The sequence below is a fragment of the Rummeliibacillus pycnus genome (assembly GCF_002884495.1).
GTDB lineage: Bacteria > Bacillota > Bacilli > Bacillales_A > Planococcaceae > Rummeliibacillus > Rummeliibacillus pycnus.
The window spans coordinates 3,615,425-3,636,105 of the sequence record NZ_KZ614145.1 but is presented as its reverse complement, the minus strand read 5'-3'; the positions used below and the strand labels follow the sequence as shown (position 1 = coordinate 3,636,105).

13 protein-coding genes are annotated in these 20,681 nt (G+C 33.9%); 3 read left to right on the top strand and 10 right to left on the bottom strand.

All coding sequences use genetic code 11. The features are described 5' to 3' along the window. Positions 1–120 precede the first annotated feature (120 nt). The 3 genes from CEF14_RS17790 to CEF14_RS17780 all read right to left on the bottom strand — a co-directional run bounded on the left by CEF14_RS17790 (position 121) and on the right by CEF14_RS17780 (position 4,699). The gene (locus CEF14_RS17790) at positions 121–1,752 is read right to left on the bottom strand and encodes a peptide ABC transporter substrate-binding protein (RefSeq protein ID WP_102694050.1); all 1,632 of its coding nucleotides are present in this window, start codon (positions 1,750–1,752) and stop codon (positions 121–123) included. Between the two features lie 533 nt (positions 1,753–2,285). Then, positions 2,286–3,113, bottom strand: a complete 828-nt coding sequence (locus tag CEF14_RS17785) for a DUF2785 domain-containing protein (protein ID WP_102694049.1) — start codon at positions 3,111–3,113, stop codon at positions 2,286–2,288. 455 nt (positions 3,114–3,568) lie between these two features. Next, positions 3,569–4,699, bottom strand: a complete 1,131-nt coding sequence (locus CEF14_RS17780; RefSeq protein WP_102694048.1) for a glycerate kinase — start codon at positions 4,697–4,699, stop codon at positions 3,569–3,571. Positions 4,700–4,826: 127 nt separating this feature from the next. Here CEF14_RS17780 and CEF14_RS17775 point away from each other — a divergent pair, with 127 nt between their 5' ends. Further along, positions 4,827–5,930, top strand: coding sequence for a CdaR family transcriptional regulator (locus tag CEF14_RS17775; RefSeq protein ID WP_170061541.1), 1,104 nt, complete (start codon positions 4,827–4,829; stop codon positions 5,928–5,930). A 152-nt stretch (positions 5,931–6,082) separates the two neighbouring features. On the opposite strand, the gene CEF14_RS17770 is transcribed toward CEF14_RS17775, so the two are convergent. The 3 genes from CEF14_RS17770 to CEF14_RS17760 all read right to left on the bottom strand — a co-directional run bounded on the left by CEF14_RS17770 (position 6,083) and on the right by CEF14_RS17760 (position 9,507). Next, entirely contained in the window at positions 6,083–7,600 is a 1,518-nt protein-coding gene (locus tag CEF14_RS17770) for a coproporphyrinogen III oxidase (RefSeq protein WP_102694046.1), read from the bottom strand. 288 nt (positions 7,601–7,888) lie between these two features. Further along, on the bottom strand, positions 7,889–8,236 hold the full coding sequence (locus tag CEF14_RS17765) for a YlbF family regulator (RefSeq protein WP_102694045.1): 348 nt from the start codon (positions 8,234–8,236) through the stop codon (positions 7,889–7,891). 131 nt (positions 8,237–8,367) lie between these two features. Beyond that, the gene (locus CEF14_RS17760) at positions 8,368–9,507 is read right to left on the bottom strand and encodes a DUF445 domain-containing protein (RefSeq protein ID WP_102694044.1); all 1,140 of its coding nucleotides are present in this window, start codon (positions 9,505–9,507) and stop codon (positions 8,368–8,370) included. A 212-nt stretch (positions 9,508–9,719) separates the two neighbouring features. On the opposite strand from CEF14_RS17760, the gene CEF14_RS17755 reads away from it, so the two are divergent. Further along, positions 9,720–9,923 carry a YheE family protein gene (locus tag CEF14_RS17755; RefSeq protein WP_102694043.1) on the top strand — a complete coding sequence of 68 codons (204 nt, stop codon included), beginning with the start codon at positions 9,720–9,722 and terminating at the stop codon, positions 9,921–9,923. A gap of 500 nt (positions 9,924–10,423) precedes the next feature. Here CEF14_RS17755 and CEF14_RS17750 read toward each other — a convergent pair whose 3' ends face one another. The 4 genes from CEF14_RS17750 to CEF14_RS17735 all read right to left on the bottom strand — a co-directional run bounded on the left by CEF14_RS17750 (position 10,424) and on the right by CEF14_RS17735 (position 18,696). Further along, complete coding sequence (locus CEF14_RS17750; protein ID WP_102694042.1) at positions 10,424–11,200, bottom strand: hypothetical protein; 777 nt, start codon at positions 11,198–11,200, stop codon at positions 10,424–10,426. A 23-nt stretch (positions 11,201–11,223) separates the two neighbouring features. Next, the gene (locus CEF14_RS17745; RefSeq protein WP_245890209.1) at positions 11,224–15,033 is read right to left on the bottom strand and encodes an AAA domain-containing protein; all 3,810 of its coding nucleotides are present in this window, start codon (positions 15,031–15,033) and stop codon (positions 11,224–11,226) included. Between the two features lie 181 nt (positions 15,034–15,214). After that, the gene (locus tag CEF14_RS17740) at positions 15,215–16,957 is read right to left on the bottom strand and encodes an ABC transporter ATP-binding protein (RefSeq protein WP_102694041.1); all 1,743 of its coding nucleotides are present in this window, start codon (positions 16,955–16,957) and stop codon (positions 15,215–15,217) included. Continuing rightward, positions 16,957–18,696, bottom strand: coding sequence for an ABC transporter ATP-binding protein (locus CEF14_RS17735; RefSeq protein ID WP_102694040.1), 1,740 nt, complete (start codon positions 18,694–18,696; stop codon positions 16,957–16,959). Before CEF14_RS17735 ends, CEF14_RS17740 begins: the two co-directional genes overlap by 1 nt. 604 nt (positions 18,697–19,300) lie before the next feature. Here CEF14_RS17735 and CEF14_RS17730 point away from each other — a divergent pair. Then, positions 19,301–20,653, top strand: a complete 1,353-nt coding sequence (locus tag CEF14_RS17730) for a hemolysin family protein (protein WP_245890208.1) — start codon at positions 19,301–19,303, stop codon at positions 20,651–20,653. The last annotated feature ends 28 nt before the right edge of the window (positions 20,654–20,681 follow it).

The window sequence follows — 20,681 nt, the reverse complement described above, 5'->3', positions numbered from 1 at the left end:
ATATAGCCTCCTCAATCTTTTCATAATATAGAATGGGCTGCCGAGTTATCACGGAAGTGATGCCCGGCAACCCTTATTGTGATTACTTACCAGAAGGCTAGTAATACAAAGTGTGATGAATTATTTCTCGATTTTAACGTTTTTAAGGTTAATGTTTCCTAGTAAATCTGGAGCCATGCCTTTAACGTAATCTTTATTAACATATAGGTTCGTATAATCATAAATTGGTGCTGCTGGATATTCAGCCATAAATACTTGTTCAGCTTTTTGAAGCAGTTGGATACGTTTTGCTTCATCAGTTTCTTTAGTAGCTTTAGCCATTAAGTCTTTATATTTAGGATTTTCCCAACCAGTCATGTTGTTACCATTATCAGCAGTTGTGTATGCATCTAAGAATGTGTTTGCATCATTATAGTCACCATTCCAACCCATACGGCCTACTTGGAAGTTTAATTTTTGCATTTTGTCTATGAACACTTGCCATTCAGAAGTATCGATTGTTACATCAATGCCTAAGTTTTTATGCCAACCTTCTTGGATGTATTGAGCAATTGCTTGGTGACCTTCGTCAGTGTTAATAGATAGTTTGATTTTAATATCGCTTGCTTTTTTAATACCTAATTCTTTCATACCTTGTTTAAGTGCAGCTTGTGCACCAGCAATATCATTGTCTTTGAAGAATTGTTTTTGAGTATCCCAACCAGCGATTGATTTAGGTACGATACCATTAGCAGGTTTTTGTTCACCTTTTGTAATGTTATCGATTAAGCCTTGACGGTCAATTGCAAGAGTTAATGCTTTACGGATATTTACATTTTTCATGTATTTATCTTTTGTATTGAATTTGTAATCATAGCTTGCTGCTAGATTAGAGATGTGTAAAGATTTGTCTTTTTTATACGTATCAATTTTATCAAGTGATACTGATTGGAATGGAGCACCGATGAAATCAAGATCACCACTTTGGAACATACGGTCTGCTGTAGCAGCAGATTCAACCATTGCAATGTTGACTGTATCAACATCTACATTGTTTTTATCCCAGTAGTTTTTAGATTTTTTAAGAGTTACTGACTCGTTATGTTTCCATTCAGATAATTCGTATGGTCCGTTTGTTACATAGTTTGCACCAGCATCAGCGGCCCAGTCTTTTTTACCTTCAACGACTTTTTGATCAACTGGCATATAAGTATAGAATGCAGTTAATTTTAGGAAGTAAGGTGTTGGATTGTTTAATTTTACTTCTAAAGTTTTATCGTTAATAGCTTTTACGCCTACGTCTTCAACTTTACCTTTACCAGTGTTGTAAGCTTCTGCACCTTTGATTGGGTAAAGAATGTATGCGTATTGAGATGCATTTTTAGGGTTTAATGCCCATTTCCATGCATATTCGAAATCTCCAGCTACTACTGGATCTCCGTTAGACCATTTTGCGCCATCACGTAAAGTGAATGTGTAAGTTAATTTATCATCGCTAACTTTTATATCTTTAGCCATAGCATTCTCAACTTGGTCTTTATCATTAACACGAGTTAAACCTTCGAATACCGCGTTAAGAATTGATCCAGATTGTGAATCTGTTGCTAATTGTGGGTTTAAGCTTGGTGGTTCTGAAGCGATTGCAAGTTTAAGTGTTTTTTCACTTGAACCTTTTGAAGAATCGCTAGATTTGTCTCCGCCAAAGCCGCATGCCCCTAATACTAAAGTAAGAGCAGCAAGGATTGTTAACCACATAAAGTGTTTCTTCTTCATGTTAAGAATCCCCCTATTACGAATATAGAATTTTCGCTATTTTTAAATAGCATGTTAATACTATATCAAACAAATAAACAGAATAAAAGAAGTTGATAGAATATTTTTAAATTCGGGACAATTGAAGGAATTCAAAACTATCCTCCATTTCACAATTAATAGTTTCATTTTGCATTTTTATTTAAAAACAATGGTCGAAATAGTCAAATAAATAATAAATATGTTTTAATATTTATATTTATTATTTACTGTAAATTCAGTCTATTGTCACAATTTAAAAATTTATTAGCGCACTAATTTAGTAAAGTTAAATACAAATAATGTAATTTTAGTAATTTATATAAATACATGTTATAAAGTAGTTTTATTTTTTCGAATTCAGTAATTCATTGTTATCTTCCGAATATTAAATAGATTAAAGTTAAATAAAATGCAAAAAAGGCTACCGTATTTACGACATGTAAAAACGGTAGCCTTTTTCAAAATTGTTATATTAAAAAAACTTTACGAACGAATAGTAGAATATAAACAAGCTATAACTCATTTAAGCATTTTCCAATACGTTGGTGGATGGATGCCCATTTATCATTTGATCTTGTACGAATATAAAAGCTCTTTAGAAAGCTTTTACAGTTAGCATACAGTTTCAAATATTTCTCCTCACCTATTTTGTCCTTTTGTTGTTTTAAAAAAGTTGGAATTTTATCGAATAGACCTTCGACAGTCTCAAGTGTTAAACCAATTTCTAGCATGGTCATTATTGGAGCTAAAATCCGTTCATCTTCATCTGCAATATACACATCATCAAAAGTAAAGACTTTATTAACAAGTCCTTGGAAAATAGAGGGGAAATATTGCACTTTCAATTTAGGGTTCTTAACTATTTCATCAATTGCATCTGCCGTATGCGCAACACTATGTGCCCATCCTTTTTCAGAGACATATCCTCTTAAATCATGTTCTAAATCTAAATATAGTAATAGTTCAGTTCTTGCTTTATCCAATAATGGTAAAGAGATAAACGAATGTTCTAAGTCTTTACTTAATATTAATGTAATTAATAAGACAGAAAAAGATCGTTTAAAGACATGATCCGTACCAACTTCTCCTATTTCATAAAACAAATATTCGTCTCCCAATGCTTTTGTTAGCAAATCAATGAGCGTTTCATCTGATAGTTGATCACCATTATGAATAATTTGACTGAACTGATGATAGATTAATTCATCTCTAAGCTCCGGATCTGGTGAGCCAATATGTTCCAACATTGCATCAAGAAGCTCTTGTTGATCATAGTCCTTCCATGTGCTTTCTTCGTTTTTTAGATCCAATAGGTGTTTTTTTAATGTTATTTCATCCATATAAGAAACCTCCAATACGAATATTTCATCGACTGAACCAAACTATTTGAGCATTAATTATTATGTCGATTACTCTGTATTGACTTTATTATTATAGCATTCTAGTCTTATGATGTCTGATGCTTAGCATGTTTCTATCATATGTAATCTATTCTACACTTATGCATTGGTTGTCCATATCCTATTTTAGCCTATTAAAAAAACGATAAGTATAAATCAAAAAACCTAGTGTGAGAGTAACACTAGGTTCTTTAGATTTATACTTTATACAAATAATACACAAACAATCATTCATTGTAATACTAATTGTTGAAACTCGCACATCTAAAAGTTCAGACGTAATTCCCACAAAAAAAATAACAAGGATTTAATGCTAAGAATGGATGTAGTTTTAGCTTTACAGTTGCAATAAACAATACACAATTTAAATCATCATAAATAACATCTTAACACCCTTATAAATTTAGTAGTCTTTGAACTGTTTCAGTGGTTCTTTGTTTTAAATAAAATGCAGTGTTTGAAATTGACTCGTCTATTGAAACATGTTCATTCACTACACTTGCAATCTGTTTAAAATAGTTTGCTAATTTTTCTTTACTTGTTTCCTCAACATATCCGGAAACTAATATTGCTGGTACTTGATGTTTGGCTGCTTCTTTTGCAATTCCAATTGGAGCTTTTCCAGATAATGTTTGTAAATCCGACTTTCCTTCTCCTGTTAATACGTATGAAGCTGATTGTAGATGGTGTTCAAAATCAATTGCTTTCATGACAACTTCAATTCCTGGTTTTAATTGCACTGGAAAGAAAGCTAAGAAAGCTCCTCCAATACCACCAGCAGCACCTGCACCCGCTTTTTGATGTAACGCAATACCAGTTTTTTTTTCAATATGATCTGCTAGATGGCTTAAATTAGCATCCATACCTTTTATCATTTCTTTAGTAGCACCTTTTTGAGGGCCAAAAACTACAGTTGCCCCATTTGGCCCTACGAGAGGATTATCGACATCACATGCAATTACAAAATGAGCACTTTTAATTCGTTCATCGAAATTGCTCATATCAATCTCCACTAAGTTTTGTAATGATTCTACACCATCTGCTAATTCATCGCCTTCAATGTCTAAAAACTTCATACCTAGTGCGCGTAGCATTCCCATTCCTCCATCATTTGTAGCACTGCCTCCAATGCCTATGATAAATGTCCGGTAGCCTTCATCCAAGGCATGAAGAATTAGTTGCCCAGTGCCATATGTTGAAGCTTTTAATGGATTACGTTCTCCCTGCGATAATAGTGTTAAGCCTGAAGCTTTTGCCATCTCAATTATACAAGTCTGGCCATCACCAAGAACTCCAAATAGCGCAGTAATCACCCTTCCTAATGGATCCTGAACTTGAACAGTTTTAATTTCACCATTTGTTGCATTCACAAGTGCATCAAGTGTACCTTCACCTCCATCTGCTACAGGTAATCGTACAATTTCAATTTTCTCATCTAGGTTATGGATAGCATCTGCCATCACTTTTGCCGCATCTGTTGCGGATAACGATCCTTTAAAAGAATCTGGGCTGACAATAATTTTCACGTCAACACCTCCTATCAATAAAGTGCTTACAAAAAATTATAGTGATAATTCTGATCTTTTACATTATACTTAATGTATAATTTCTCTGTCATATAACAGTCATTTTTTAGACATGGAGGAGTATATCTTGATTTCCAAACAATTAGCCAATCAAATAGTTGAACAAACTATGTTAAGACTTCATCGTAATATTAATGTGATGAATACTAATGGCATGATTTTAGCTTCTGGGGACCAGTTACGTGTTGAAAGCATTCATGAAGGCGCGAAAATTGTTGCTGAGTCAGAAAAGCCTTTAATTATTAATGAACAAAACATGCATCTATTCCCAAAAACACAGCCAGGCATTAATCTCCCCATCTTTTTTCAAAACGAATTAGTTGGAATCGTGGGTATTACCGGAGATCCAAATGAAATTATAGAAATTTCCACACTTGTACAACTCACAACAGAAATGATGGTCCATCAAGCATTAATTGCCTCCCAATCTGAATGGAAACGTAAAATGCGAGAACGTCTTTTTGAGGATTTATTCAATGGAGAACCTTTAGACAAAGTAATGCTTGAGCGATTATCAAAAGTTTCTTTTATTCCAGAACCACCTTTTCACCTAATTATTATGAAAGCAACTCCGAAACAACAAGCTTATCAATCATTTGTTGAATACTTAGAGGATTTTTATAATCATGATTCTGTTTTAGTTGGAAAAGTTCAATCGGAAGAATTTTTTATATTAACTTCCGAAATTGATGGGGAAATAGTGAAGAAACAACTAACTTCTTTAATTAACCAAATTAAAAAATATGCACATGTAAAAGTAGGCGTAGGGCAAGTAGTAGATCAATTAAGTATGATTCATCTAGCTTATGACACTGCTAAAACAGCGATTGAGTACAGTGATTCTACAGAAATAACTACATTCTTTGAAAAAGTCGAATTTTATTCATTACTAAAAAAGAAAGATTCACCTGAAGCGAAACATTTTACAAATCGAATTTTTAAACATTTAAACTTAAAATTACTACATACATTAGAAGAATACTTACATTGCAATCAACAACTTGCACTAGCAGCTGAAGCGTTAAATATTCATAGACATACATTGTCCTATAGGCTCAACCAAATTTATGAACAAACAGGATATAATCCTGTTGTTTTTCAAGATGCTGTTGTTTTGCAAATTGCCTTATGGCTTTTTGATCCATATAAAAAGAAAGAGCTATCCAATTAATGAATCAGCTCTTCTATCGTTGAAGTATTTAAAATGCATTTTTGATTATAGTACCTGTAGAAATAAAAGCACGGGATGACGCAAGATTTATATCGGCATTCTTGCATAGAATTAGGTTTTCTAAAAAATAGTTAGATAGCTTTTAAACCAAATTATTTACTTGTCTCAAATCCATATAACTTATCTAAAGCCTGGATTTTTTTATGAGTCGCTTCTTCAAAAGTAAGGATATATGCTGCAGGATCTTTTGGATTATAATATTGAGTGATTTTGCCGTTGTCTGAATTAACAAGCTTTGTAGAAGCACCACATCCTAGTCCAATAATTGTTTGGACCTCTTCCATGATGACAATATTATATATACTTTCTTCCCCCGGAAGAGAGTAACCTACATTCTCTAAATTCCCTAAAATATTCTTTTGTCTGTATAGATAATATGGTGTATACCCATGTTCAGTTGTCCAATTATGAGCACGGTGCATCATAGCTTCTGCCGTTTTTCGGTCCGCTACTTTATATTTTTCTTTGTTGTGCGTCATTTCTGATGCACGTTTAAAGGATAGTGTATGAACTGTCAGTGATTCCGGCATCATTTTCTCAGATTCACTTAGTGAATGCTCAAATTCTTCAATACCTTCATTTGGAAGTCCTATGATCAGGTCCATATTAATATTATTCATACCTGCTTCTCTTGCCATCCAGAATTTATCAATTGTTTCTTGAACTGAATGATGCCGACCAATTGCCTTCAATGTTTCATCTGTATATGATTGTGGATTAACGCTAATACGATCGATTCCCCATTTTTTCAATACTGCTAATTTTTCAGGAGTAATGGTGTCTGGTCTTCCTGCTTCAACTGTAATTTCACGAATAGTTTCAGTATGTGGGAACGAATCAAACATCGTTTGATACAATGCATCCATTTCATCTGCTTCTATAGAAGTAGGAGTACCCCCTCCCCAATATACAGAAGTAATTCTCATATCATGTTCTTTTAACCATTTTCCCATTTCTTCGATTTCATAGTGCAAACCATCTAAAAACGTCGCAACTCTGCCCTTTTTTCGGTTACTTTGAATAGCATATGCTGGGAATGTACAATAAGCACATTTTGTCGGACAAAACGGAATACCAATATAAATACTGACTTCATTACCAATTGTGTCTAAGTCAGGAATTGTCTTTAGCTGGTTTTTCACAATTCGATTTAACATACTAATTTTTTCATCAGCTAAGCTAAATTCATCTGTCAGCTTATCATGAATTTCTTCATCTGATAATCCAGCTTTTCTAAATTTATGGTAAAGCTTTGTCGGACGAATACCTGTTAGAATCCCCCATTGTTGTTTAATTCCTGTCATTTGTTCAAGCGTATCCAGTAAAACATATGATAGTGCACGTTTCAATCGGATTTTTTGCTCTTTTTCAGTTCCCTCTGTTTCATACTTTTGCTCGAAATGACTTTTATACAGCTGGTCTTTTACTTGAAGGGTTGCATCTGAAATAATAGTAAAATCCTCATCCGTATAATGATCAAAATGAACCACTAAATCTGGAGTCATGTCCTTTTTCGCAAGCTTTGTATCTTCAAAAAATAAATTGGTGATATCATGAAATACTCGCATAAAATCTTGTGGGTATTCTTGATCTATTTTTAATACTTTCATTTAATTTTTTCACTTCTCTCTGTAAAGCTGTGATATATATTTTGTTGCTTTTGTTTTCACTAAATAACATATTAGACTTTTCAAACATCTAATCTATTGTAGCAAATTTTTGTTTAAATCTCGAAACAAATCTAATTCTATGACAAAAGTGAAGATGTGAAGATCTTTTATTATCGGATCGAAGAAAAAGCCAGTAAGGAAACGATTCATTGTTTCCTTACTGGCTATGCTTATTACTAGCAAACTTTTCAGTAATCTTAATTATTGCCTGATATTTTTTACTAATAATTAGTCTAATTCTTTATATAAACCTTGAATTGGTTTGACAAGTACTCGATTGATTTCTTCAATAAGACCACTTAATGCCATTTCAGCTTGTAGCATTTTTGCAATTTTTTCATTTTGTTGAGCTAGTTGAGCTGTTTTTTGAGCATATTGTAATTCATCTTCTCCAATTTGTTCACCTTTCATTTGTTTTTCTTGTAATGAAAGTTGAACTTTACGGAAGTTTTGGAAAAGTGCTTTTGCATCTGCATCAGCTTTTACAGAGGTAGTCGCTTCTTCCAAAGCTTTAAACTCGTTTGTTTTACGGAATGATCCTTCCAAAGCATTAATTTCGTTATAAATATTATTCATTTCATTTCCCTACTTTCTTTTTATTTTAGCTTTTTTAACAATACTGTTGATTCGCCCATATAGATCAATAAAAAACTCAACCATATCAATGCCCCAAGTTCTTCAAGAATCCAACTATTCAGTTGGATACTCTAGAATATGGTTACAATGACTCCTTGTATGACTCCAATTACGCCACCAAGAACATATCCTAGTAAAGTGATCATTTTAAATTCACGTTTTGATATTCCTAACACTAAATCTTCTAAGACTTCTACTGGGAAGGAATCCACTTGTTCTCTTACAATTTCCTGCAAGTTTAGACGGTTGATAGCTTCTTCAAGTTGATCTTCAGCCATAACAAAGCCTTTTGCTATTAGTTGTGGCACAATATTTTGAGCTAGCCATTCTGCACCATCTTTCCAATAATACACAAGTGGTTTGTCCATACGATTTTCTAATTGTAGTTCTTCTTTTACATAAGTTTGGATTCTTGTGGTAGTTGATGTGAAATCTAACTCTCCAAGTAATTGCGGAACAGATTGTACTTTTAGTTTTTGCCATTCAGATGTCAATAAATTAGTTAATAACACCATAGTACCAGGTGCATTAAAAAACTTGTTCATTTCTTTTTGTACTCTTCCAACAAGTGAAGAAGAATCGCCTAAGAACATTTGAATCATTCCTCCAAGTGTTCCCTTGGAATCTAAAAAGTCATCGATTAAACGTTTAATCGTTTGATAGCCTTCTTCTGATTCAAAATAAGATTCACCTTTTTGCAAAATATAACGAGATATTTCAGGTATCTTCGTCGTTGCTTTTGCTTGCCAAGATTCTGGCAACAAAGCCTCAATAGAATTTGTTGAAAGAACATGTTGCAAATGATTCATTTGTTCTACTACAATAGTATCAATCTTACCTTCAATTGTTTGTGGTAAATTGATTATCCCAATTTGTTGAATCCACTCATTAATTGTTTTTTCTTCGGTAAATACATTTTCTTTGATTTTATCATTTAACCATTGTTCTACTATTCGTCTGTTAACTTCAGTGAACAATTTTTTTCGGAACATTTCTGGCGTCAATAAATAGTTCACAACAGTTTTCCCAAGTTGTTTCGCTAGTTCATCACGTCTTCTAGGGATTAAACCAGGTGTAAATGGCAATCGCCAAGAACCAAGATAAATCGGATTATGTGGTCTAAACAACATTTTAATGGCAATAAAGTTTGTAAGTCCACCAATTACCGCTCCTACAACCGTCATAAATAAAATCGATAATAGCGTATGCATCTGATTCACTCATTTCTTCAAAACTAAGCTTTACCCCGCATTAACGGGCAGTAAGTCCCCTACCCATGGAAGTTTCACTTTATTATAACAGACCGTTCATTGTTATAAAATGAATAGCCATTTTTCGACATAGTCTTATGTTTTGCTTTGAATAATGTCATTGGCAATTTATACTAAATAAAAGAAGATTTCACCGTGAAAGGGGCATACTTATGATTCAACATTTTAGCTTCAAACCACTTTACGAAAATCAACAAATTCCTGGCTGGACAATCAGTTTCTTCTATAAACAAAATCGCTATGAAGGAATATATGAAAAAGATGGTGCCATTAATTGGTATAGTGAAACGCCACCTAATGAGGAACAAGTGAAAAAGATGGTACATGAGTTAATGCTGTTTCATGTTTATGATTAGAAATTTATCAAATTGCTCTTCTTATTCGTAGCTACTACGCTAAAGTAAAGACTCTTTACTTATTCATAATAGAGATTAAGGGTTATCCTAAAAGTAAAAAGAGGTTAAGACAAAAGTATTTTAGGTAATGAAAAATCCGAACTATATTGTGAAATTCTATTTAAAATTTTACATTTGTTCGGATTTCTTTTTATTATTATGCGATTGAATCCATATACTTTTTCGAAACATACAGTTTTGCATTCCGTTCCAGTCAGCTCTTTCCGCGGACGTGGCCGTTCTTAGACTCCGTTCCTTAATCGCTTTCTGCGGGGTCTCGTCTAGTCCATATTCCCACAGGAGTCTCCACTAATTCCACTTCAATTAAGATGCCTTCACAAGATTTACATTTTCCATGGGTTGTCATCTTCCACTCCAAACCAACCATAGTTTTTCAATCTCTTGAGTTATAAAATAAAATTTCCATCATACGATTTCCTAACTATTTTGTATAAGACCTTTTAAAGATTCCCTATTCTATCCAAGTATTTTTCACGCCAGTTTAGTAATTCTTTTTCTGTTAATAATTTTTCTAGTGACTCATCCCAAAATCCCGTTAAGGTATTCCAAACACGAACATAGAGCAAATCTTTTTCTTTATTATAAAGAATAAATTGCATACATGGGATATCATTTATTTGAACAGTTTCTATTGATTCAATCGAAGTGATGAACGTTTGCACTGTATTTTCACTAGATTCTTCATCTTCAGAAACTGGGCGATTTTCCTGGAGTGCCTGGATGATCACTTCATTCTCTATAGCTATCGGTTCTTCAGAAGCATAGGCAAAAGCTTCTGGAAATTCATCGAAATCATCCAATTGTTCAATATCCCCTACCAAAAAAGCTTTATGATTTGAACTATAAAGTAATTCCTGAATTTCCTCTTCTTGTGCTTCTTCAAAAATACCGTTTTCTAACTGTTTCTTTCCTCTCTCAGTAAGTTGATAATATTCTTCTTTTTCTACCAAACCCGTTTTTTGTAGATTTTGTAGTAAATCACGGATAAATAATTCTTCGACCAATAATAGATCACTTAGTTCTTTTGGTTCGGCAATCTCTGCTTGTTGGCAGCTAAGTAATACCATCTTCATCAAGATATCCATTGTAAATCGTTTTACTGGTTTATATTTAAACTCAATCGTTTGAATAGGAAAGCACCAACTTGAAACCGATAATATTTCAACACTTTTGTCTTGTTTAATTTTGTCTGTAAGCTTTTTCTCTAATGCTTTCAAGGTGAATGCCTCCCTTCAAAATACTATTTTGGATTTCCTTCCTCATCACGAAGGCCGTTCTGTGATTTTACAACTTCAAGTAAATAGCTATACATTTCACGAGACTCTTTTTTCTTCGCACGTTTTGTAAACATATCAGTACTTCCTACGAGAATAAGCAATTCTCTTGCACGTGATAACGCTACATTTAATCGACGATAATCATTGGCAAACCCAATGTCTCCACCCTTATGCTCCGTATTGCGGACCATACTAACGATAATGACATCCATTTCCATACCTTGGAATCGGTCAACTGTTCCTGTACGAAGTTGTAAGTGATCTAGTTTCAGTTCTTGTTGCACAAGATGGTCTATTTTCTTTACTTGTTCACCATAGAAACTGATTACCCCTACGCTTTTCTTTGTACCTTCTGGTAAATTACCACTTGCAATAGCCATTTCAGTTGCATGATTGAGATCTAGTAATGTATGACGAATCGTATCTAATTCTCCTGGATTAAATCGACTCTTGCCATTTTTCATCTGCTCTTCAAAATAGGGTTTCTTACTTGGCATATCGAGCCATATTAAATGATCACTGCGTTTTACATAATTTCCTTCTAAGAAATGGTCGCGTACTTTATCCGATTCTTCTAAACCACAGCGTAGATAATTATCTTCATTTTTATAAAATGGCGTAATGGTTTTCATAATGTTCTCATGCATACGATATTGAATCGCTAGCATTTGCTTATTACTCTTCGGTAAATTTTTAAATAAGCGTTCGAATAATGATTCTTTTAATAATTTTTTCAACTCATTAATTTCTTGTAAATCATCACTTTCATCAATAATCGCTTTTAATGTTTCTTCTAATGTGTCATCTCCGATTAACGGCGGTAGTTGATGGTGATCACCTACTAAGATGATTTTCTTCCCTTTTAACATAGGAAGAAGTAACTCTGGTGGTGTTGCTTTTGATACCTCATCAATAATGACAACATCAAAGGTAGGATAGTTATCCATAAATTCTTTTCTCGCAGAAGCCACACAAGTAGTCCCGATTACATTGGCATGATTTACATACAGTTTTCTAATTTCATCTAAATCATGTTCACTGGCATTTAACAATAACTGATGCCATTGTTGTTGCAACTGTTGTTTGATTGGTAATTGTTGCTGATCGTGTAGTAGTTTTTCAATTGTCTTTTGCACACTACTAATTGTCTCTTCTGTATATTGCTTTTGTCTCGTTAAATCCTGCTGCAGAATTTGTTCTAGTTCTTTTAATTTTTTTTCTTGAACAAGTCCCTTGGTATTAACTTCCTTCACTTGTCCCTCTTTTAATGAAAATTCTTCTAATGCTTTTGCTTCGTCCTGAACAATTAGTTCTAACTCATCTTCTATTTGTTGAAGCTTTGGTAAAGTTGAGGCAACTACTTGTTGTTGCTCGGTAATTTCAGCTATTTCTTTTTCTAGATGTATCAATTGATTTTGCAATTCAACTAGTGGAACAGCTATTTCTTCCTCTCTAATCGTAACCTGTAATTGATCAATCTTCTTCTTTAATTGTTCAACCTCTGTATTCCAACGATTTCCTACATTCAATAATCCACTTTCATGTTGTTTCGATGTATTTAATATATAAGAAACTTGGTTGTGAACTTCTTGTTTCATCATTTGAAATAGACGCATAATTTCTAGTCGTTGATTTTCAAGCATGCCAAATTGCTCTTCAACAAAAAGACGACGGTTGTATAACCGTTCTAGATATCCATAAAGCTGATTAACAAATAAATCGGGTGTTTCAAGAAGAAATTTTTTAAAATGATCGATTGCTTGGTCAACTTCTCGTATGGAATAAGAAGAATATCCATTAGCAGCTTGCGCCTCTACTTTTTGCAAAATTTGCTGACTCTGAGTAATACCAATTTTTTTTTCTAAAAATCCAATTGCACTATTTAATCGATTTCTAACATCTTTCCATTCGTTATAGCCGAACATTTGGGCTTTAATACGATTAAAGGAATTTCGTTGCCATTCAATTTTTGTGTTGGCCTGGATATGATGTTCTTCCATAAATACATTCAAATCTTGGATCTTTTTACATTCTTCAATGTCTTCAATTGAAGCTTGCAATTTTTTATGGTTTTCAAGCCAATCAGTATAAGCGGTACGTGCATTTTTCAACGAAACTTCTGCTTCTTCCAGTTCACCTTTCGCGATTAAATAGGCAACCTGTTGGCGTAACTTTACAACCTCTTCTTGTTTTTGCCGTTCAACTTCTTTTATTTTTTCTAACGAACCGTATTTAGAAAGTAAGTCTTTAAACTGTTCAATTTGCTGTTGTGCATCTTTTTTCTTCGTTGTTAGTGTAGTTGTTTGTTCTTCTAATCGACGAAGTTCTTTTCGCAATACCCCTAATGATTTCTTTAGCGTTTTAATCTTTTCTTCTACAACAACATATTCTTTTTCCGCTTGCTCTTGTTGAATAATCTTTTCGTTCAGTACTTGTAGCTGAGTTTGTAACCCTTGCAATTCTGCTTCTTTTTTCTTAATTGCTGTATCTAATTCTGCTGTACGATCTCTGTGTATAGCTAGTTCCGCTTCCAAATCGTGTAATGTTTGTTCGCGCCAATAGAGAGCTACATTTTCTTCAATGAATTTCTTGCCTTCTTCTTCGATGCTTTCCGTACGGCCATAACGAAGAATACGAATGTCTTTATTAGCAAGTAATCTACTCAATGCATTATCCACTGCTAAATTAGATTGGGATGCTACTAATGTTTTAAGACCAGCTTTGGCATTTTGCTGGCAGATTTCAGAGATAACAGTTGTTTTTCCTGTACCTGGAGGACCTTGGATCACATATAAATCCTCCGCTGACATGGCTCCTATAACCGCTTCCCTTTGGAACTCATTAAGTCGATTATCAAATTGTAATTCTACTCTTTTTTTAGGCGGTGTGATTCGAGGACGTTCTTCAAAGAGAATCTTCTCTAAATTGGCATTGGCAGCAAAACCTTTTTCTAAGTCACTAAATCCTTTTCGTAATCTACGGATTTGACTAAGCGTAGCAAAGTTACTAAAAACCAATTCTTTAATTTTCGGATGCCATTTGTCTTTTCGAATTTGCACCTGTATAAATGGACGTAACTCGATTTCAACCGTTTTTTTTGCAGGGTGTGCTTTTAATACAGCTCCTAACTCATCTTTTGATCCCTGAATTTTCGCACTTAATCCTTGTACCTTTTGCCATTCACTTTCCTTTAATCCACTTATTTTGAAAGTTACTCTACTAAAATCTTCATTAAACTCGTAGTGAGAAAAAGATGCTTTCATATCATCTATCGTTGCATCTCTTTCTTGAATTTTTAAATAACCTTCCCAGCTAGAAATACGTTTTTGAACATATTTGGAACGTTCTTCTGCAATTGGTAGTTCGCGAATTTTATTGTGTAATTCAAGTGGTAAACCCACTGTATTGCTTGCATTTGTTGCGAACTGCATTTTGGTTTTAAAGCGCCGATTCGTATGAACAGGTACTCGATTACTTAACACACGGAAATTTGTTGCCAGTAAACCTTCATACTTAACTACACAATTCATCACTGCTACTTGTGCATCTAGTTTTTCTGCTAGTACAGTATTTTCTATATTATCAAAATAGAGTGTAACAGCCATTTCATCTTGTGCAGTATTCTGAACATGCTCAATATGCACAACAAATGATTTTTGCAGATGAAAAAAAGCATGTTCATCTTTCGCCCATGCTAAGATGCCTTCACGCGCTTTGTTCGTAAGTATTAAATTTGTACGCATCACTGCAGGCTTAGCCATTACTTGTGCCATGAACATAACTTCCTTTCTTTGAAATCTTTTAATATGGATTGTTCTTCATACAGAATAAAAAACACTAATATCTATCATATCAGTTTTTCCACTTGAGATGGAGTGATGAAATTCTTAAAAAAGAAAAAACCAACTATGAACGAAGAAGTTCATAGTTGGAAATTAGTTTAAATGGTATCAATTATTTCATTTCCCCTGATTGAAGCCTATACATTTGATGATACTTTCCACCAAAAGCAATCAGCTCATCATGTGTTCCTTGTTCTACAATTTCTCCCCGATCAAGAACTAATATACGATCCGCATTTTTAATAGTAGATAGTCGATGTGCAATGATAAATGTTGTACGTCCTTTTTTCAATACTTCCATTGCATGTTGGATGATTTCTTCTGTTTCTGTATCAATATTGGAGGTAGCTTCATCTAATATTAAAATCGCTGGATTAAATGCAAGTGCTCTCGCAAAAGAAATCAATTGTCGTTGTCCCGATGAAAGTGTACTTCCCTTTTCAATAACAGGTTCATCTAAACCTCCAGGTAAATTGGCTAATACTTGATCGCCACCTACTGCTTTTAATGCGTTTTTAACTGTCTCACGGGAAATCCTCGGATCATCTAGACTTACATTTGAGGCAATTGTGCCTGTAAATAAATATGGATCTTGTAAGACGATACCCATATGTTCACGAATCGTTTGACGTGAATAATCTCGAATATCCATTCCATCAATCGTAATTGAACCTTTCGTCACATCATAAAAACGGAACAATAAATTCATAATTGAACTTTTTCCTGATCCTGTATGGCCAACTAAAGCGATTGTTTCTCCTTGTTTTGCTTTGAAGTTAATATCTTTTAAAACATATTCTTTTTCTTTATAGGCAAACCAAACATGATTGAATGCTACATCCCCATGATAGCGGTCAATTTTCGTATCATCTACTGGTTCACCATTTTGATCTAATAATTCAAAAATACGTTCAGAGGCAACATTTGCCCTTTCTAAGTTAGCAAGCTGGTTGACAATATTCGTAACTGGATTGAACAAACGTGTAATATAATCGACAAATGCATACAGCATACCGATTGAAATCGCACGATTATTAGACAATTCAGCACTACCAAAATACCAGATAAACATGATAAATGTTAGGGAGCGGATAACTCCTACTAAATTATGCGAAGTAGCAGAGTCTAATAAAACCAGTTTATTTTGATATTTATAATATTCATCATTTAGTTCATTAAACTCATCAGACATTTGTTTTTCTCGACCAAATGCTTGGATGATGGTCATACCATTGATGGACTCATTGATCATTCCATTCATATCAGACAACTTACCACGTACGATATGGTTGTATTTTGCCGCATACTTTCGGTATAGAATCGCCCAAAGGATAAGTAATGGAATAATGATTAATGCAATACAAGCCATTTTCCAATCAAGGAAGAATAACGCAATATAGATACCAAAAATCGTCATAAAGCTTGCTGCAAATTGTGATAATACTTGAACAAATAAATCATGAATGGCTTCCGTATCATTCGTTACTCGTGATACTACTTTACCTGCAGGTAATCGATCAAAATAATGGATTGGGAGAGTTTGAATATGTTGATAAACATCGTTTCGCATTTTTTGAATAATACGATTGGCTCCCATTTGTAACAAGATATATTGACCGTATCTAAAAATTGCCGTTGTTACTGCTAAACCAAAGAATACAGCTAGCAATATAGCAATAGGTTTATACTCTAAACTTTGTGTAACTGCTTTTGCGATATGATCATCAATAATTTTCTTTGCTACTAGTGGACCTGCTACATCTGCTGCCACCGCAATAGCTAAAAGAACTAACCCTGTAGCTAATATTTTTTTATAAAGTAATGCATATTGAAAAAGTCTTTTGGTTGTACTCATTATTTCGCCTCCTCAATTTGTTGGCGATCATGCTGTTCTTTGTACCAACCATCTTGTAAAATTAGTTGTTCATGTGTACCTTCCTCAACAATTTTGCCGTCTTCTAATACGATAATCCAGTCTGCATGCATAATTGCTGACAGCCTATGCGTTACGATTATGGTTGTTTTATCTTTGCGGATTTGCTGAATATTTTTGATAATGGCACTTTCTGTTTTAGCATCAACCGCTGAAAGCGAATCATCCATTATTAAGATTTCAGGATCTCGTATTAAGGCACGTGCAATAGAAATCCTTTGTTTTTGCCCTCCCGATAGAGAGATGCCTTTTTCGCCAACTAATGTATTTAATCCCATCGGTAACATTTCTAAATCTTTTTCAAAGCATGACACTTGAAGGGCTGTCTGTAATTCCTCTTCCGTCGCATCTGGTTTTCCAAACAAAATATTTTCTCGTATCGTTCTAGAGAAAAGGACATGATTTTGAGGAACATAACCTATCCAATTGCGTACCTGTTCTTTAGTTTGTTCTTCGATTAACTCACCAGATAGTTTTAGTGCCCCTTCACCAGTGGGATATTCTCGTAACAATTGTTTCACCACTGTTGTTTTACCACTACCGGTCTTTCCTACAATCCCAAGTGTTTGCCCTTTTTCTAGAGATACTTCTAAATGAGCCAAGTTAATGTTTTGTGATTGTGGATATTGGAAAGTTACATCGCGAAAAACAATGGAATTGGGTTTTTCAATTACCGTTGGAGATTGTGGATCTGCCACATCTTCTTTTTCATTTAACGTTTCTTGTACACGATCCAATGATGCATTTCCACGTTGCATGACATTTATTAATTCTCCGATTGCAAACATTGGCCAGACAACCATCCCTAAATAGACGTTAAAAGAAACTAAGTTTCCTAAAGTAATATCACCAATAGATACTAAGTACGCCCCATAACCAAGACCAATCATATAACTTAGCCCAGTTAGAACTCGTGTTATTGGTGTAAACCATGCATCGATTTTTTCTACGTTCATGTTTTTTTGATAAACGTCTTCTGTCATATCTGCAAATTGCTTTTCGGTTGCTCTTTCATGTACATATGCACGGACTACACGCACACCTTCAACAGCTTCTAATACACGGTCGTTCATCTGTCCAAAAGCATCTTGTGCAATCATATATTTTTCATGAATTTTCTTACCTAAAATTTGCATCGTAGTCGCTAAAATTGGCAATGGAATAATAGCTGCAAGCGTTAATTTCCAAGATACTGAAAAACCCATCATTAAAATAATCGTACCTAGGTATAATGTTGAATCCAAAAGTGTCATGATCCCAAAGCCAGCTGTAACAGAAACTGCACGTAAATCATTGGTAGCACGTGCCATTAAATCACCAGTTCTATTTCGCTCATAAAACGGTGGTGACATTTTTAAGAACTGCGCCATTAAACTTTTTCTCAATTTGCGCTCGATTACATTTGAACCACCGAATAATTCATATTGCCAAATAAAATTTACTACATAAGCAATTACTAAGATGGCTGCAAATGAGCCTAAAAATTGCAACAATAGTGAATCCGTAAGGGTCCCACTGTCAATTGAATCAATCGTTTTACCAATCAACCACGGTGGCAGTACTTCTAAAGTATTTGCAACGATTAGCAGTAAAACTGCAATCGTATATCGTTTTCTGTTTTCTTTGAAAAACCATTTAAGTTTTATTAATACATCGAACATTAATCATTTCATTCCTTTCTCTTCAAGTTTAGCTAACCATCATCAATCGAATCCTTGTTTAAATGTCTAGTCTTTTTTCGAATAATCATCATATCCACTCTCTCCCTTTTTGTTTTTACACGAATCATTTGTGATTAAAGACAACAAAAAAGCACATACCCTTAAAAGAGCATGCGCTAATTTAATAGAGTACAGGAGCACACCCGTACGATCCAATAATTCAAACGATTAAAAAAATAGGAGTGGGCGTGGACTTATTATGAAATTTAACATTTTTTAAATTCAGTTGTAACAATTTCATGATCCATACCTCCATTTCCTATCTATTATTTAGTGTTTCTCAATATTAGCATTCCGAATTTCCAATTGTCAATACTTTTTGAAAATTTTATACATTAATACTATAATTCTTCATTTACCCGTAATATTCCCTTAAAGTACTCTAAATTAGGTAGAAAATGTGAGAAATAGTGACAAAAACATCTAGATGATTTGTTTTTTTTTGATAAATATCATATGATTGTCTTACTTAAATATTTTTATTATCACAGGAGGTGTACACTTTGTTCTCCCCCTCATTTGGGTCTTGGAACAAAGGAAGTCTTTGGACATAGCCATACGATTGACAGCATTTGCTGTCTTGATCGCATGTTCAGCAGTTTTCGTAGCAACAGAGTTTGCTATCGTAAAGGTTAGAACAACTCGAATTGATCAGCTCATCGCTGAAGGTAACAAAAAAGCATTAAAAGCAAAAAAAGTAATTTCCAATTTAGATGAATATTTATCTGCCTGCCAACTAGGGATTACAATTACTTCTTTAGGTTTAGGGTGGTTGGGAGAAGGTACTGTTGCAAAACTACTAGCTCCATTATTTAACCTACTAAACTTAAACAATAGTATTACTACAATCCTTTCATTTATCCTATCATTCTCTATCGTGACATTTGTGCACGTAGTTATGGGTGAGTTAGCACCAAAAACATTAGCGATTCAAAAAGCAGAAAGTGTAGCACTGAATATATCTGGCTTTTTAATCATATTCCATAATGTTATGTACTTATTCATCAAAATCTTAAATTCTTCAGCTAATGGCTTAGCTGCCTTATTCGGCTTAAAAGGAATGAAAGATTCAGATGTCGCAATGAGTGAGGAAGAGTTGCGAATCATCTTATCTGATAGTTTAAAAGGCGGCGAGATTAATCAGTCTGAATATAAATATGTTAATAGCATTTTTGAATTCGACGATCGTATTGCCAAAGAAATCATGGTACCTCGTACTGAAATCATTGGTATTGAAAAAGAATTAACATTAAAAGAAGTATTTGAAGTAATGGGTGTAGAACAATATACTCGTTATCCAATTATCGATGGCGATAAGGATCACATTATAGGTCTTGTCAATATGAAGCATCTTCTAACAGCTTATATTAAAGATCCAGCAAATGGTTTAAAACCAGTTACTGAATATATGCAACCAATTATTCGTGTATTTGAAACAATGCCGATAAGTGATTTACTTCTGAAAATTCAACGTGAACGTATTCATATGGCAATTTTAATGGATGAATACGGTGGTACTTCTGGTCTTGTCACAATCGAAGATATTATCGAAGAGATTGTCGGTGATATCCGAGATGAATTCGACCAGGATGAAGTCCCTGAAATCCGTAAAATTGATGATGGCCATTTTATTTTAGATGCCAAAATGTTAATCGAAAATGTTAATGACTTCTTAGGCATCAATATCGAAGAAGACGACATCGATACAATTGGTGGATGGTTCATGACAAAAGATTTCGATGCTGTAAAAGGCGAGAAAATTACTGAACAGGGTTATGAATTCATTATTAAAGAATTAGATGGTCACCATATTCTATATCTAGAAGTTATTAAGCTTCCAGAGGAATCCGAAGAAACGGATCAATCTGATGAGAATACTGATTCAAATAAAGTATAACTAGTACTTTAACTTAACAACTAAACAG

Coding starts and splice junctions, on each gene's coding strand:
- CEF14_RS17790 (WP_102694050.1), bottom strand. CDS start 1,752: ATGAAGAAGAAACACTTTATGTGGTTAACAATCCTTGCTGCTCTTACT.
- CEF14_RS17785 (WP_102694049.1), bottom strand. CDS start 3,113: ATGGATGAAATAACATTAAAAAAACACCTATTGGATCTAAAAAACGAA.
- CEF14_RS17770 (WP_102694046.1), bottom strand. CDS start 7,600: ATGAAAGTATTAAAAATAGATCAAGAATACCCACAAGATTTTATGCGA.
- CEF14_RS17765 (WP_102694045.1), bottom strand. CDS start 8,236: ATGAATAATATTTATAACGAAATTAATGCTTTGGAAGGATCATTCCGT.
- CEF14_RS17760 (WP_102694044.1), bottom strand. CDS start 9,507: ATGCATACGCTATTATCGATTTTATTTATGACGGTTGTAGGAGCGGTA.
- CEF14_RS17755 (WP_102694043.1), top strand. CDS start 9,720: ATGATTCAACATTTTAGCTTCAAACCACTTTACGAAAATCAACAAATT.
- CEF14_RS17745 (WP_245890209.1), bottom strand. CDS start 15,033: ATGGCACAAGTAATGGCTAAGCCTGCAGTGATGCGTACAAATTTAATA.
- CEF14_RS17740 (WP_102694041.1), bottom strand. CDS start 16,957: ATGAGTACAACCAAAAGACTTTTTCAATATGCATTACTTTATAAAAAA.
- CEF14_RS17735 (WP_102694040.1), bottom strand. CDS start 18,696: ATGTTCGATGTATTAATAAAACTTAAATGGTTTTTCAAAGAAAACAGA.